The 13,113-nt window shown below is 52.7% G+C and carries 14 protein-coding genes and 1 pseudogene; 12 read left to right on the top strand and 3 right to left on the bottom strand.

The window, feature by feature from the left end:
• Positions 1 to 550, top strand: a pseudogene (gene eno, locus V7D78_RS13995) (phosphopyruvate hydratase); the annotation flags it as partial.
• Between the two features lie 94 nt (positions 551 to 644).
• On the opposite strand, the gene V7D78_RS14000 reads toward eno, so the two are convergent.
• Positions 645 to 1,163 carry a DUF1569 domain-containing protein gene (locus tag V7D78_RS14000; protein ID WP_333609075.1) on the bottom strand — a complete coding sequence of 173 codons (519 nt, stop codon included), beginning with the start codon at positions 1,161 to 1,163 and terminating at the stop codon, positions 645 to 647.
• 81 nt (positions 1,164 to 1,244) lie between these two features.
• Between V7D78_RS14000 and V7D78_RS14005 the strand changes: the two genes are divergently transcribed.
• The 11 genes from V7D78_RS14005 to rpoS all read left to right on the top strand — a co-directional run bounded on the left by V7D78_RS14005 (position 1,245) and on the right by rpoS (position 9,847).
• Positions 1,245 to 2,126, top strand: a complete 882-nt coding sequence (locus tag V7D78_RS14005) for a MaoC/PaaZ C-terminal domain-containing protein (RefSeq protein ID WP_333609076.1) — start codon at positions 1,245 to 1,247, stop codon at positions 2,124 to 2,126.
• Between the two features lie 89 nt (positions 2,127 to 2,215).
• The gene (locus tag V7D78_RS14010) at positions 2,216 to 2,869 is read left to right on the top strand and encodes a hypothetical protein (RefSeq protein WP_333609077.1); all 654 of its coding nucleotides are present in this window, start codon (positions 2,216 to 2,218) and stop codon (positions 2,867 to 2,869) included.
• A gap of 76 nt (positions 2,870 to 2,945) precedes the next feature.
• Positions 2,946 to 3,227: a cell division protein FtsB gene (gene ftsB / locus V7D78_RS14015; protein WP_333609078.1), complete on the top strand. Its 282-nt coding sequence runs from the start codon at positions 2,946 to 2,948 to the stop codon at positions 3,225 to 3,227.
• Complete coding sequence (gene ispD, locus V7D78_RS14020) at positions 3,224 to 3,916, top strand: 2-C-methyl-D-erythritol 4-phosphate cytidylyltransferase (protein ID WP_333609079.1); 693 nt, start codon at positions 3,224 to 3,226, stop codon at positions 3,914 to 3,916. The genes ftsB and ispD overlap by 4 nt, the downstream gene beginning before the upstream one ends.
• Positions 3,916 to 4,392: a 2-C-methyl-D-erythritol 2,4-cyclodiphosphate synthase gene (ispF, locus tag V7D78_RS14025; RefSeq protein WP_442886536.1), complete on the top strand. Its 477-nt coding sequence runs from the start codon at positions 3,916 to 3,918 to the stop codon at positions 4,390 to 4,392. The genes ispD and ispF overlap by 1 nt, the downstream gene beginning before the upstream one ends.
• Positions 4,389 to 5,438: a tRNA pseudouridine(13) synthase TruD gene (gene truD / locus V7D78_RS14030; protein WP_333609080.1), complete on the top strand. Its 1,050-nt coding sequence runs from the start codon at positions 4,389 to 4,391 to the stop codon at positions 5,436 to 5,438. The genes ispF and truD overlap by 4 nt, the downstream gene beginning before the upstream one ends.
• Positions 5,439 to 5,441: 3 nt before the next feature.
• Positions 5,442 to 6,197: a 5'/3'-nucleotidase SurE gene (gene surE, locus V7D78_RS14035; RefSeq protein ID WP_333609081.1), complete on the top strand. Its 756-nt coding sequence runs from the start codon at positions 5,442 to 5,444 to the stop codon at positions 6,195 to 6,197.
• Positions 6,197 to 6,835 carry a protein-L-isoaspartate(D-aspartate) O-methyltransferase gene (locus V7D78_RS14040; RefSeq protein ID WP_333609082.1) on the top strand — a complete coding sequence of 213 codons (639 nt, stop codon included), beginning with the start codon at positions 6,197 to 6,199 and terminating at the stop codon, positions 6,833 to 6,835. The genes surE and V7D78_RS14040 overlap by 1 nt, the downstream gene beginning before the upstream one ends.
• A gap of 17 nt (positions 6,836 to 6,852) precedes the next feature.
• Positions 6,853 to 7,725 carry a DUF368 domain-containing protein gene (locus V7D78_RS14045; RefSeq protein WP_333609083.1) on the top strand — a complete coding sequence of 291 codons (873 nt, stop codon included), beginning with the start codon at positions 6,853 to 6,855 and terminating at the stop codon, positions 7,723 to 7,725.
• Between the two features lie 13 nt (positions 7,726 to 7,738).
• Positions 7,739 to 8,731, top strand: coding sequence for a peptidoglycan DD-metalloendopeptidase family protein (locus V7D78_RS14050; protein ID WP_333609084.1), 993 nt, complete (start codon positions 7,739 to 7,741; stop codon positions 8,729 to 8,731).
• Positions 8,732 to 8,857: 126 nt separating this feature from the next.
• Positions 8,858 to 9,847: an RNA polymerase sigma factor RpoS gene (gene rpoS, locus V7D78_RS14055; RefSeq protein WP_333609085.1), complete on the top strand. Its 990-nt coding sequence runs from the start codon at positions 8,858 to 8,860 to the stop codon at positions 9,845 to 9,847.
• Between the two features lie 148 nt (positions 9,848 to 9,995).
• On the opposite strand, the gene V7D78_RS14060 is transcribed toward rpoS, so the two are convergent.
• Together V7D78_RS14060 and mutS are read right to left on the bottom strand one after the other, a co-directional pair.
• Positions 9,996 to 11,162 (bottom strand): benzoate/H(+) symporter BenE family transporter, encoded by a 1,167-nt coding sequence (locus tag V7D78_RS14060; RefSeq protein ID WP_333609086.1) that lies wholly within the window; start codon positions 11,160 to 11,162, stop codon positions 9,996 to 9,998.
• Positions 11,159 to 13,113 (bottom strand): DNA mismatch repair protein MutS (gene mutS / locus V7D78_RS14065; protein ID WP_333609087.1); only part of this gene is annotated, 1,955 nt, incomplete at its 5' end. The genes V7D78_RS14060 and mutS, both read right to left, overlap by 4 nt.

Below are 13,113 nucleotides of genomic sequence, written 5' to 3' on the forward strand. Positions count from 1 at the left end.
GGCCACTGAGTTTTACAAAGATGGCAAATATGTATTAGGTGGTGAGAATAAGAGTTTTGACTCTTATGGCTTTAACGACTACCTGGCCGGCTTAACCCAGCGTTACCCGATAGTGTCTATTGAAGATGGCTTAGACGAAAGCGACTGGGACGGCTGGAAAGACTTAACCAATAAAATTGGCAGCAAAGTACAGCTGGTTGGCGATGATTTATTTGTTACCAACACCAAAATTTTAACTCGCGGCATTGAACAGGGCATAGGAAACTCTATCCTGATTAAATTCAACCAGATTGGTTCGTTAACCGAGACGCTGGCGGCGATTAAAATGGCCAAAGATGCCGGCTTTACTGCTGTTATCTCGCACCGCAGTGGTGAAACCGAAGATGCCTTTATTGCTGATTTAGCCGTAGGTACTGCTGCCGGTCAAATTAAAACCGGTTCACTGTGCCGCTCAGACCGGGTAGCCAAGTACAACCAGTTACTGCGCATCGAGCAGGAGCTGGGCAGCAAAGCACCTTATAAAGGCCGCAGCGAAATCAAAGGTCAGTAACCACCGCCTTAAATCCTTTGGGGTCAGGCCTTGCATTTTGCAGTTGTTAACAACTGCAAAATGCAAGGCCTGACCCCTTTGGTTTTTTTTCGGGTTAGCTGATGTTGATTTGCGCTAAATGACTTTGCAGGTGCAGGTAATGGGCGCTGTAGTATTGGGCTTTGGTCAGGCGGCCGTAAGCAAAATGCGGCTGCAGCGGGCCTTGCCAGTCCATAAATTGCTGGATATGGTAAATCAGCTCACGCATCGCCACATCATTGGGCACACCAGCTTCAAGATCAGGTGCGCCGGGGATAGGTTCATCCAGGTCATGATGCAACTGGCCTTTGGCCGCAAAGGCATTGACTGCCAACTTGCCGATGCTGTTCTGAAACCAGGGCGAGCGGGATGCCGGATAGCCGTAAATGGAGTAACGTACGCTTTGCGCGCAATGCTGCAAAATCTGGCTGACATTCCATGGGCCGCTGCTGCTGACACGGTGCAGGGGCAAAGCGCGCAGTTGTACTAACATATCCGACAACGGGTAAGGCCGAAGCGTAGCGACCAGCTTGGTGCCTAACACCAGAACGACAGGCGTAGCCAGGCTAGCTTTTAAAAATAAACGACGGTTCATAGGCTATCGCTGCACCCCTGAGGTAAAAAAGGGTAAACTAGCATTTTTCAGCGGCGCTTTGCCACTTTTATCGGATGTTGAATGTCTGCTTTACCTGCCTTATGGCCACTTTATGCAAAAGCCCTATGGCCCAAAGCCTTACCGCCTGAGGCTGGCTGTCAGCAGACAGAACTTACTGCATCAGCAAGCGCGGTGCTAAGCCCGGCCCGACAGCTGGCGCGTTACCAACAGCTGTGTCAGCTTGCTCAGAGCCCGCAGTTACCCCCCTGCTGGCCCAATGTGCTGGCTTTTGGTTTGCAGCTGCGGCTGTTATTGCAAAGCCCGTTCCCGGTGATGGGGCTGGTGCATCTCAGTAACCATATTAGCCAGTTTAGGCCTATTCTTGTCGCCGAGCCGCTGGACATTAAGGTGCGGCTGGCGCCGGTTTTACCTCATGAAAAAGGGGTGCTGCTGCCGTTAGTCACAGAGGTTTACCGTAAAGGCCAGTTAGTGTGGCAGCAACAGGCTTGTCACCTGTACCGAACGAGGACACCGCCTGCCTTGCCAGAACCGGCCGCTGATGCTCCAGCTTTAGCGGCATCTGTGGCCAAAAATATCAGTGTTAACGCTGCTAACCTGCACAGTGAGCTGAAAGCGCCGCGCGGGACGGGTTGGCGTTATGGCTGGTTAAGTGGTGATATTAACCCGATACATTTAAGCGATATCAGTGCCCGGCTCTTTGGTTTTAAAGCCGCACTGGCGCACGGGATGTGGTCTAAGGCGAGAATATTGGCCGCACTGGCGCCGCAAGCGCCGGCTTTTGACGTCAGTGTTAACTTCAGCTCACCACTGTTGCTGCCTGATCGCGCCCATTTACACTGTCAGCAGTCCAGTGAGCATGGACGGATAACGCAGCACTTTGCCCTGGCCAGCCCGGCCCGGCAGCGCTTGTTGCTTAGTGGCCAACTGCAATGTGCCAGGTAATGAGCAATGATTTGCCGTATTGGATAAAAAAACTGGCGCCGCATTGTTTTTGCTTTTACAAGCGCCAGCCGATTGGCTAACATCTGGCCATGATAGATGTGATAACGCCTCAGCCGCATTTCTGGCAAAGTTCGCCAGATAATCAAACTTATACCGAGCTGTGTAATGCTTTGTATGAGCGTGAAATCTATCGCCTGTCACAAAGCAGTGCTGACAATTTGGCGTTATTGCCAAAACGGCTGTCCAGTTTGCCATTTTATATCCGGCGTGCTGCCAGTAACTTACTGCAATATCCCAGTGAGCTGGCATTAGATAGCCTTAACGCATCCTGGTATCACCGGCAGGCAGCGCGTTGCCCGGCCAGTAAGCAGCAAGCCTCGGTTATTGCCGAGTTTTATCAAAAAGCAGCGGTTCCTGGGTTAATAGTGCCACTTTACAGCGAGTTACATACCGCAGAGCAGATTTTGCTTGACAGTGTGGATGAGGTTGACCTTAGTGGCCAACGCTTACACTGCAATAATTACGGCTGGTTTGGCTTTAGCGGCACACCCTTGCAGGCGCAGCACAGCCAGTTGTTTTTGCTAAAGCCCGCTAAAGCCATTATGACGGCGGCCTGCTGTGGTCATCAGTGGTTAAATAATGATAAAACCGCGCCCAGATTACTCAGTTTACGTGAGCTGTTGTTGGCCAGCAGGCTAAACTGGCGCAATTTTGCTAAGCCTTATTTACCGCTGCACCGCTAGGCTTTATGCATTTAGGCCTTTGCAGCAGCGCAAAGTCGCTTCATAATAGCCTTATCATTCTACCAGACTCTGATTTATGCGACTGTTAACGCTTCTGCTGTTGATATTGTTTGGCGCCCTGCAATACCGGCTGTGGTTCGGTCAGCTGGGTGTGCCTGACTATTTGCGCCAGTTAGAGGAAATTGCCAGTCAGCGCGCCAGTAACCAAGAGTTAGCTAAACGCAATCGCATGTTGCTGGCAGATGTCACCGATTTACAACAAGGCTTTGAAGCCATTGAAGAGCGTGCCCGCCATGAATTGGGCCTGATCGGTGAGGATGAAGTGTTTTTTCGTATTATTCAGCAGGATCCTGAATGAGTTCAGATGTTATTCCAGCCATAGCCGCCATCATTCCGGCAGCAGGTGTGGGCCAACGCATGCAGGCTGACAAGCCGAAACAATATCTGCGTTTACAAGGCAAAACCATTTTACAGCACAGTGTTGAGCGCATTTTAGCCATTGATAGCGTGAGCCGCTTGTATTTAGTATTAAGTGACGACGATGCCTATTTTGCCAGTACGGGGTTGCCTGCTGAGCAGATTGAGCGGGTGAGCGGTGGCAGTGAGCGGGTACATTCAGTATTAAATGCGCTGCAGCTAATTGATAGTGAGCGCTACCCCTGGGTGCTGGTGCATGATGCCGCAAGGCCTTTAGTGCGCAAGCAGGATATTGACTTATTAATCAGCGAAGGGCTCAGCGGTCAGCACGGCGCTATTTTAGCCTGTCCGGTACGCGATACCATGAAACGCGGCCAGCAGTTTATTACTGAAACCGTCAGTCGGGATAGCCTGTGGCATGCATTAACACCGCAGTTTTTTCCCACTGACCTGCTGCGTGAGGCGATTATCGGCGCCTTAGCCGCCGGGGTGCAGGTAACAGATGAAGCCTCGGCGATGGAATGGGCCGGCCATCAGGTGCGTTTGCTTGAAGGGCACAGTGACAATATCAAAATTACCCGGCCCGCCGATTTACAGCTGGCCGCGTTTTATCTGGAGCAGCAGTACTAATGACATTGCGGATTGGTCATGGTTTTGATGTGCATGCCTTTGGTGGCGAAGGCCCTGTTACGCTGGCCGGTGTGAAAATTGATTATCCTCGCGGTTTAGTTGCCCATTCTGATGGTGACGTGGTGCTGCATGCCCTGGCTGATGCCATGCTAGGCGCGCTGGCGCTGGGCGATATTGGCCATCATTTCCCGGATAATGATGCGAGCTACCAAGGGATCGACAGCCGCATTTTATTGCGCAATGTGTTTGCTCAGGTGCAGCAGCGCGGCTATCGCATTAATAATCTGGATATCACCATTATGGCGCAGGCGCCGAAAATTGCGCCGCATATCGAAAGTATGCGCCAGTGTATTGCCGCAGATTTACACTGCGACCTTGAGCAGGTGAATGTTAAAGCCACCACTACAGAAAAGCTCGGCTTTGTTGGTCGGCAGGAAGGTATAGCCGCTGAAGCGGTTGTGCTGCTGATCGCATGATGAACCTGACGCTAAATCAATGGCAGTATTGCTACGGCAAGCCAGATGTTACTGCGCTAATCCGCTGTCAGCCGCAAGATTTTATTGTTGAAGAACAACTCAATTTCAGCCCCAGCGGAGCCGGTGAGCATCTGTTGCTGCAGGTCGAGAAAATTGGCCAGAATACCCAGTTTGTGGCACGTGAGCTGGCCAGGCTAACTGGCCTGAGGGTGCGTGATATCAGCTATGCCGGATTAAAAGATCGCCATGCCATTACCCGGCAATGGTTTTGTTTTAAATGGCCGATTAAGCAGGATTTAGCCTGGCAAGAATGGCAAATAGAAGGCGTACAAATACTGCAATGCCTGCGCCATAGCCGTAAATTGCGCTTAGGCGCGTTAAAACGTAACCTGTTTCAAATACGCTTGCGCCAGGTATCCGATGTGCCGGCTTTACTGACGCGCGTGCAGTTAGTGGCCAAGGGTGTGCCTAATTATTATGGTGAGCAGCGTTTTGGCCGTGATGGCGGTAATTTGCAGCTGGCCGAGCAGTTATTTAGTGGCGGCAGCATTGCCGATCGGCAAATTCGGGGGCTGGCGTTATCGGCCAGTCGTTCCTGGTTATTTAATACCATCGTCAGTGCCCGGCTGCAGGCAGGCACTTTTATGCAAATTCTGCCAGGTGATGTGTTACAGCTTGATGGCAGTGGCTCGGTGTTTGCTGTCGAACAGCCGGATGCTACCCTTAACGGCCGTTTGCTTGACGCTGATCTGCACCTGACGGCGCCGTTAGTGGGCAGCGGTAAGGCGTTAAGCACTGCCTTGGCGGCAGAGCTTGAACAGCAGGCCATTTTACCCTGGCAACACTGGCAGCATGGCTTAATTGAGTTAAGAGTACAGGCCGCCAGGCGAAGTATGCGGTTGATACCACAACAGCTGACTGCAGAGCAACAGGGCAATGAAGTATCTTTGCAATTTGCCTTGCCAGCTGGTTGTTTTGCCACCAGTGTACTGCGAGAATTGGCGTTATATCAGGATAGTTCCCGCCACCTGGCGTTAATGGAGTAAGGAATGCGAATTTTACTTAGTAATGATGATGGTGTTTACGCCAAAGGTATTCAGGTATTGCAGCAGGCATTATGCCAGATTGCCGAGGTGACCACTGTCGGGCCAGACCGTAATTGCAGCGGCGCCAGTAATTCTTTAACCCTGTTAAACCCGCTACGCACGCAATTGCTCGACAACGGTTTTATTGCGGTAAATGGCACCCCTACCGACTGCGTACATTTAGCCATTAGCCAATTGTTAGACTTTACCCCGGATTTAGTAGTCGCCGGCATTAATCATGGCGCTAATTTAGGTGATGATGTGCTGTACTCTGGCACTGTGGCTGCGGCCACTGAAGGGCGACACCTGGGACTGCCCGCTATTGCTGTGTCATTGGCCGGGCGGGATGAAGCGCATTTTTATACCGCAGCCCAGGTAACTATTGCGGTGATTAAAAAGCTGAAGTCTCATCCGTTACCGGCTGATCAAATTTTAAATATCAATGTACCGGCCATACCACTGTCTGAGCTTAAAGGCATACAGGTAACCCGGCTGGGCCGCCGGCATAAAGCCGAAACCATGAGCACCGCCACCGATCCCTGGGGCCGCAAAATATACTGGTATGGCTCTTTAGGCCCCGAGCTGGATGCGGGTGAGGGCACCGATTTTTATGCCATTGCCAATGGCTATGCGTCTATTACGCCTATACAGGTGGATATGTCAGCCTATAAGAGTATGGATACCCTGCGGCATTGGTTAGAAGGGATCAGGTGGGGTTAATGGCAGTGGCAACAGTACGCAGTGCCGGCTTACTGGCGCAAAAGTTACAACGTGAGGGCATCAGCGACGCCCAGGTGCTGTCGGCCATCGCGCAAACACCGCGTCATCTGTTTGTTGAGCCGGTGCTGGCGCATAAAGCGTATGAAAATACCGCATTGCCAATAGGCCAGGGCCAGACCATCTCACAACCTTACATAGTGGCTCGGATGACTGAGCTGTTACTGGCGGGCAAAACGGCCGGCAAGGTGCTGGAAATCGGCACTGGCTCGGGCTATCAAACCGCCATACTGGCAAGGTTATTCCCCCATGTTTGCAGTGTTGAGCGTATTAAATCTTTGCAGTTTCAGGCTAAACGCCGCCTGCAGCAACTGGATTTACACCATGTGTCAATGAAACACGGCGACGGCTGGCTGGGCTGGCCCAGTAAGGCCCCCTTTGACAGCATTATTGTAACCGCCGCGCCCTCTGAAGTTCCGCAAGCCTTGTTGCAACAATTAACCGAGGGCGGCCGCCTGGTGATACCGGTTGGCGCGCAAGAGCAATGGTTACGCGTCTATGAGCGGCATGGCGAGCAGTTTGCCATTAAAGAAATTGAGGCAGTACGCTTTGTGCCTCTTGTGCCGGGCGAGCTGGCCTGATAAGTAACAGGAAGAACATGAATTATCTACAATGGATTATAAAAGGCCTGGCGATGGGCGCCGCAGATGTCGTGCCGGGCGTGTCAGGCGGTACCCTGGCCTTTGTGCTGGGTATTTATCACCGGTTATTGGCAGCGATCAGCTCCGTCAATCTGGCGGCACTGCGGTTATTATTCAGCGGCCGTTTAAAACAATGCTGGCAGCATATCGATGGCACTTTTTTGCTGTGTTTATTAAGTGGCATTTTAATTAGCGTGTTTTCATTGGCTAATCTTATTGGCTATTTGATGGAATACCGGCCAGTGCCTTTATGGGCATTTTTTAACGGCTTGATTTTAACAGCATTGCCGCCGCTTTTTAAAGCGGTCTCCTGGTCAGTCTGGCGGGCCTTGCTGTTTGTGTTTGGTATTAGCTTTGCGTTAGCCATCGGTATGCTGACGCCGGTGCAACTTGAGCCCGCTGGCTGGATGTTTTTTGCTGCAGGTGCCATTGCTATTTGTGCGATGATTTTACCCGGCGTGTCGGGCAGTTTTATGTTACTGATAATGGGCATGTATGCTCCGGTGCTACTGGCAGTGAAAGAGTTCCAGTTTGGCGTGTTACTGTTGTTTGTCAGCGGTTGTGTCATAGGCCTGATGAGCTTTACCCGGCTGCTGAATTGGTTACTAAGCCGTTATATGGCGGCCAGTTTAGCGCTGTTAACAGGGATAGTGGTCGGAGCCATGTATCGGATCTGGCCCTGGCAACAGCAGCAGCAGGTGTATAGCCCCTGGCAATATGCAGAGCAAGTAGCCCCGGCAGATGGCCTGCTGGCCATAGCCAGTTTCTTATCGGCGGTATTATTGATGACAGCCTTGCTCAATTTAAATAAATGGCTTAACCCAGCTTGAGTGCACTTTTCTAATGACTAGCTGGCAAGCCACACCTCAACATGCCGCAGCTGAGCCTCAGCAAGGTTGCGCCGTCAAGGCGCTGTTTGCCCCGCCTGTAGCGCTATATTGTCTGTTGCTGGCTGCCTTGTGGCTACTGAGTGGTTGCAGTGCCAAATCGCCGCCAGCGCCTGTGACCACACTGGAGCTCAGGCAAAACCCTTATGATGCCCGTAACAGGGGCAGCCTGGCTGCGACCGAATATGTGGTGCAGCGGGGTGATACACTGTATTCCATCGCCTTTCGGGCTGGTCAGGATGTGCGTACTCTGGCGCAACGCAATAACATTGCTAACCCTTATTTGATTTATCCTGGTCAGGTGTTGCGGTTACAAGGTGCTGTCGCGCAGCAAAGACAACCTGCAGCACAGCGGCCAGCGCAGCCAAGCACTGCTAAACAAACTCAGCAACAAAGTGCCAGGCCGGCACAGCCTGTCAGCCGACAGCCGACCATGGCTCAAGGCCCGTTAACTCAACCAAAATCAGATACTTCATCAAAATCTGCTAAAGCGGTTGCGCCGCCAAAACAAACGGGGTATGTTCAATCATCAGCTACACAAACTCAACAAAAAACATCGCAGCCGGCCGCAACAGCCGGGCGGGTGCAATGGGCGTGGCCGGTTCGGGGACCTATTATTTCTGAATTTTCCACTGCTGAACACGGTAACAAGGGTATTGATATTGCCGGTGCTGAGGGCACCCGGGTGAATGCGGCTGCTGCTGGTGAGGTGGTGTATGCCGGTAACGCACTTCGGGGTTATGGTAATCTGATTATCATCAAACATAACGATGATTATCTGAGTGCTTATGCTCACAACAAGCGCATCCTGGTGAAGGAACGTCAACAGGTTAATGCCGGTCAACAAATAGCCGAAATGGGCAGTACCGATGCCACCGATAGCCGGTTACACTTTGAAATCCGCTTTCGGGGGCAGTCTGTTAACCCCAGGCGCTATTTACCACGTTAACACTACGCTTGTTAAGCAGAGAGTGTTAACAACAATAAGCAGATCGGTCAAGCCGGCAGCAATAAACAACCAGGGACGACAGTCGTAATAAAGAACCCAGCACGCTTAAGACGTGGGAGATTGGATATGGGACGCAACACCGACGATGATGTGGAATTTAAAGATGATGACTTATCAGATGAAGCCATTGTTTTAGAAGAAGACGGTGAGCCAGATATCAGTTTGCTCAACAATGATGCAGGCGGTACTGACGAGTTGTTTGTCAAAGATGACAGCCAGAAGGCGATGGATGCCACGCAGATTTACCTTGGTGAAATTGGTTTTTCACCCTTGTTATCTGCCGAAGAAGAAGTGTATTTTTCCCGCCTGGCGCTAAAAGGCGATCAGGCTGCCCGCAAGCGGATGATTGAAAGTAACTTGCGGCTGGTGGTAAAAATTGCCCGCCGCTATATTAACCGTGGTCTGGCGCTGCTCGATTTAATCGAAGAGGGTAACCTTGGCTTAATCAGAGCGGTGGAAAAATTTGACCCTGAGCGCGGTTTTCGTTTTTCAACCTATGCCACCTGGTGGATCCGCCAGACCATAGAACGCGCCATCATGAATCAAACCCGCACCATTCGTTTACCCATCCATGTGGTCAAAGAGCTGAATATTTATCTGCGTGCCGCCCGTGAGTTATCGCAAAAGCTGGACCATGAACCCAGCCCGGAAGAAATTGCTGCCGCGCTGGACCGGCCGGTCGAAGAAGTGCGCAAAATGCTCAAGCTGAACGAAAAAATCACCTCGGTCGATATGCCCGTAGCGGGCGCTTCTGAAAAACAATTACTGGATGTGATTGCCGATGAAAAAGAACTGGGGCCGGAAACGGAGCTGCAGGATGAAGACATTCGCCAGCACCTGGTACTGTGGCTAGATGAGCTTAATCCCAAGCAACGTGAAGTACTGGCCCGCCGCTTTGGTTTACTCGGCTATGAGCCCTCGACGTTGGAAGATGTTGGCCATGAAATTGGCCTGACCCGCGAGCGGGTGCGGCAAATTCAGGTTGAAGCCCTGCGGCGTTTGCGTGAAATTGTGACCCATCAGGGCTTGAATATCGAAACCTTGTTTCAGGAATGACACTCTTAATGTTGAGTGTTGAGTGTTGAGTGTTGAGTGTTGAGTGTTGAGTGTTGAGTGTTGAGTGTTGGTAGCTTAGCTGCTGAGCCGTCAGCTTGAAGCGGTTAAGATGATTAAGGGGCGCAAATATGCGCCCCTACTCATTTGATTAGCGGCGTAGCCGCTGCACTGCTACGGCCAGCGCGCCGGCAATTAAGCCCCAGAATGCTGAGGCTATGCCAAAAAAGCTGATGCCTGACGCGGTCACCAACAAGGTGATCACGGCGGCGTCACGATACTCGGGGTCGTTGGTGGTCGCCTGCAGGTTAGCCGCTATGGTGCTGATCAGTGCCAGCCCGGCCAGTGCCGCCACCATGGCGCTGGGGAAGGCGGCAAACAGCGCGACGACTGTGGCGCCGGCCAAACCAGCTAGCAAATAAAACACCCCGGCGGCAATGCCGGCAATATAACGTTTGTGCACATTAGGATGGGCTTCTGGTCCGGCGCAAATGGCTGCGGTAATGGCCGCCAGATTAATAGAAAACGCGCCCCAGGGCGCCAGTAGCAGCGAGCTTAATGCGGTCGAGCTGATAAGCGGCGATACCGGCGTTTGATAGCCATTGGCTCTTAACACCGCTACCCCGGGAATATTTTGCGATGCCACTGTTACTAATAACAGCGGTAAGCCGACCCCTAATAATGCCGGCCAGGAAAATTCAGGTGTAACCCACACCGGTGTGGTCAGGCTCAGCTTTACCTCAGTGAAATCCAGCCCTACCGTAAACAACATGGTCACCAGACCCGTCACTAGCACCACTAAGATAGCATAGCGCGGCCACAGTTGTTTAGCGATTAAATAACTGACACACATAGCGCCGACCAGCAGCCACTGGCCTTGCATCGAGCTGAAGATGGCAAAACCAAACTGCAGCAAAATACCGGCCAGCATGGCACTGGCCAGCGGCAGCGGAATAAGTTTTGTCAGTTTTTCAAACCAACGACTAAGGCCAATAATTAGCCCAAGGGCAGCGGTAAAGATAAAGACGCCGGTGGCTTGCTCTATGCTCAGCCCATGCAAACTGGTAGCCAGTAAGGCGGCACCCGGTGTCGACCAGGCGGTGATCACCGGCGCTTTGTAATACCAGGATAGCCCAATACAGGTAACCGCCATGCCTATGCCCAGCGCCAACAGCCAGGAGGCCATGATCTGATTGCTGGCACCGGCGGCACTGGCCGCCTGAAACACGATGGCGACAGAGCTGGCAAAACCAACCAGTACCGCGACAAAGCCGGCGACGATGGCGGACAGGCTCAGATCCTGTCGTAGTGTCCTCATAGCGCGGCCTTTAACTGATAGAGCAGATCCAATGCCTGGCGGGCACTCAATTCATCCGGGTTTAGTGCCGCCAGTTTCTTCAGCACCGGATGCTCAGGCGCTAACAACGACAGTTGCTGCTGGCTGTGGGCTGAGTGTTGCGGTGTCAGCTGGGCGCGGCCTTGTTGCTCCAACTGGCTGAGTTTGTGTTTGGCCTGGCTAATGACTGTTTTGGGTACCCCGGCAAGTTGTGCGACCTGCAGGCCAAAGCTTTTACTGGCAGCGCCGTCTTGCACGTGGTGCATAAACACAATATCGTCACCATGTTCTACCGCATCTAAATGCACATTGACCACGCCGTCCAGGCTGTCGGCCAGCTCGGTCAGTTCAAAATAGTGGGTGGCAAATAAGGTCAGGGCTTTAATGCGGGTCGCCAGGTAATCGGCACAAGCCCAGGCCAGGCTTAAGCCATCATAGGTGCTGGTACCGCGACCAATTTCATCCATCAGCACCAGGCTATGCGCGGTGGCGTGGTGCAAAATGGTGGCGGTTTCACTCATTTCCACCATAAAGGTCGACCGGCCGGAGGCTAAATCATCCGAGGCGCCGATGCGGGTGAAGATACGGTCAATCGGCCCGAGGTGAGCACTGTCTGCAGGCACAAAGCAGCCAATGTAGGCCATTAAGGCAATCAGCGCTGTCTGGCGCATATAGGTTGATTTACCGCCCATATTGGGGCCGGTGACCATTAACATGCGCCTTTTGCTATTGAGGCTGAGTGGGTTAGCAATAAAGGGCTCACTTAATACCTGCTCCACTACAGGGTGACGGCCTTGCGTTAACTCAAGGCCCGGCTCGTTGCGCAGTTGTGGCCGGCAATAGTGGAGGCTGCTGGCACGCTCGGCAAAAGTACAGAGCACATCCAGCTCGGCCAGCGCCTGGGCCAGTTGCTGCAACTGGCTTAAATAAGGGCTGGTCAGTTCAAATAACTGTTCGTATAACTGCTTTTCCAGTGCCAACGCCTGGCTCTGGCTGCCCAGTACCTTATCCTCGTACTCTTTTAGCTCGGGAATAATATAGCGCTCGTTGTTTTTCAGGGTCTGGCGCCGTACATAGTCCGGCGGTACCTTGGTATCGGCGCTGCGGCCTGTTTCAATGTAATAGCCGTGCACCCGGTTAAAACCGACTTTTAATGAGGCAATGCCGGTACGTTCGCGCTCGCGCAGCTCCAGCTGCTGTAAATAGTCGGTGGCGCCGGTCGCCAGTGCCCGCCAGTGGTCTAAATCGTTGTTGTAGCCATCAGCAATGACTCCGCCGTCGCGGATTAATACCGGTGGCGCCTCTACTATGGCGGCGGTTAACAGCTGATGCAGCTCAGGCAAGGGTTGGCTGTCGCGGGCAATGCGTTGTAACAAGGCGCTGTTGGCAAAGCTCAGGTCCTGCTGTAATGCCGGTAACTGGGCCAGAGCCTGACGCAGCCTGGCAAAATCGCGAGGCCTGGCGCTGCGCAGCGCTAAGCGGGCAATCACCCGTTCAATATCGCCGATATTTTTTAGCGCAGGTTGCAGGCTGTCAACGTCATCGGTCAACTCCTGCACTGTATCCAGCCGGGCATTCACCTGCGTCTGATTGCGCAGCGGCGCATGGATCCAACGTTTTAGCAGGCGCGAACCCATGGCTGTCTGATTGCGATCCAGCACCGCCGCCAGCGTATTGTCGACGCCACCGCTGAGGTTTTGCGTCAGCTCTAAATTGCGCCGGGTGGCGGCATCCAGCACGATATAATCTTCAGCACGCTCCAGCGCAATCGCCCTGATATGTGGCAGACTGGCCCGCTGCGTATCTTTCACATATTGCATCAGGCAGCCAGCCGCCATTAGCGCTACCGGTGCCTCCTCGACGCCAAAGCTGAGTAAATCTTTAGTGCCGAATTGCTGGCACAGCAGCCGTTTAGCACTAGCCAGTTCAAATT

Source organism: Arsukibacterium sp. (genome assembly GCF_036735525.1).
GTDB lineage: Bacteria > Pseudomonadota > Gammaproteobacteria > Enterobacterales > Alteromonadaceae > Alishewanella.

What these genes read in the sequence shown, in the direction of transcription:
- V7D78_RS14000 (WP_333609075.1), bottom strand. Translation starts at nt 1,163, where the DNA reads ATGAACCGTCGTTTATTTTTAAAAGCTAGCCTGGCTACGCCTGTCGTT.
- V7D78_RS14005 (WP_333609076.1), top strand. Translation starts at nt 1,245, where the DNA reads ATGTCTGCTTTACCTGCCTTATGGCCACTTTATGCAAAAGCCCTATGG.
- V7D78_RS14010 (WP_333609077.1), top strand. Translation starts at nt 2,216, where the DNA reads ATGATAGATGTGATAACGCCTCAGCCGCATTTCTGGCAAAGTTCGCCA.
- ftsB (WP_333609078.1), top strand. Translation starts at nt 2,946, where the DNA reads ATGCGACTGTTAACGCTTCTGCTGTTGATATTGTTTGGCGCCCTGCAA.
- ispD (WP_333609079.1), top strand. Translation starts at nt 3,224, where the DNA reads ATGAGTTCAGATGTTATTCCAGCCATAGCCGCCATCATTCCGGCAGCA.
- ispF (WP_442886536.1), top strand. Translation starts at nt 3,916, where the DNA reads ATGACATTGCGGATTGGTCATGGTTTTGATGTGCATGCCTTTGGTGGC.
- truD (WP_333609080.1), top strand. Translation starts at nt 4,389, where the DNA reads ATGATGAACCTGACGCTAAATCAATGGCAGTATTGCTACGGCAAGCCA.
- surE (WP_333609081.1), top strand. Translation starts at nt 5,442, where the DNA reads ATGCGAATTTTACTTAGTAATGATGATGGTGTTTACGCCAAAGGTATT.
- V7D78_RS14040 (WP_333609082.1), top strand. Translation starts at nt 6,197, where the DNA reads ATGGCAGTGGCAACAGTACGCAGTGCCGGCTTACTGGCGCAAAAGTTA.
- V7D78_RS14045 (WP_333609083.1), top strand. Translation starts at nt 6,853, where the DNA reads ATGAATTATCTACAATGGATTATAAAAGGCCTGGCGATGGGCGCCGCA.
- V7D78_RS14050 (WP_333609084.1), top strand. Translation starts at nt 7,739, where the DNA reads ATGACTAGCTGGCAAGCCACACCTCAACATGCCGCAGCTGAGCCTCAG.
- rpoS (WP_333609085.1), top strand. Translation starts at nt 8,858, where the DNA reads ATGGGACGCAACACCGACGATGATGTGGAATTTAAAGATGATGACTTA.
- V7D78_RS14060 (WP_333609086.1), bottom strand. Translation starts at nt 11,162, where the DNA reads ATGAGGACACTACGACAGGATCTGAGCCTGTCCGCCATCGTCGCCGGC.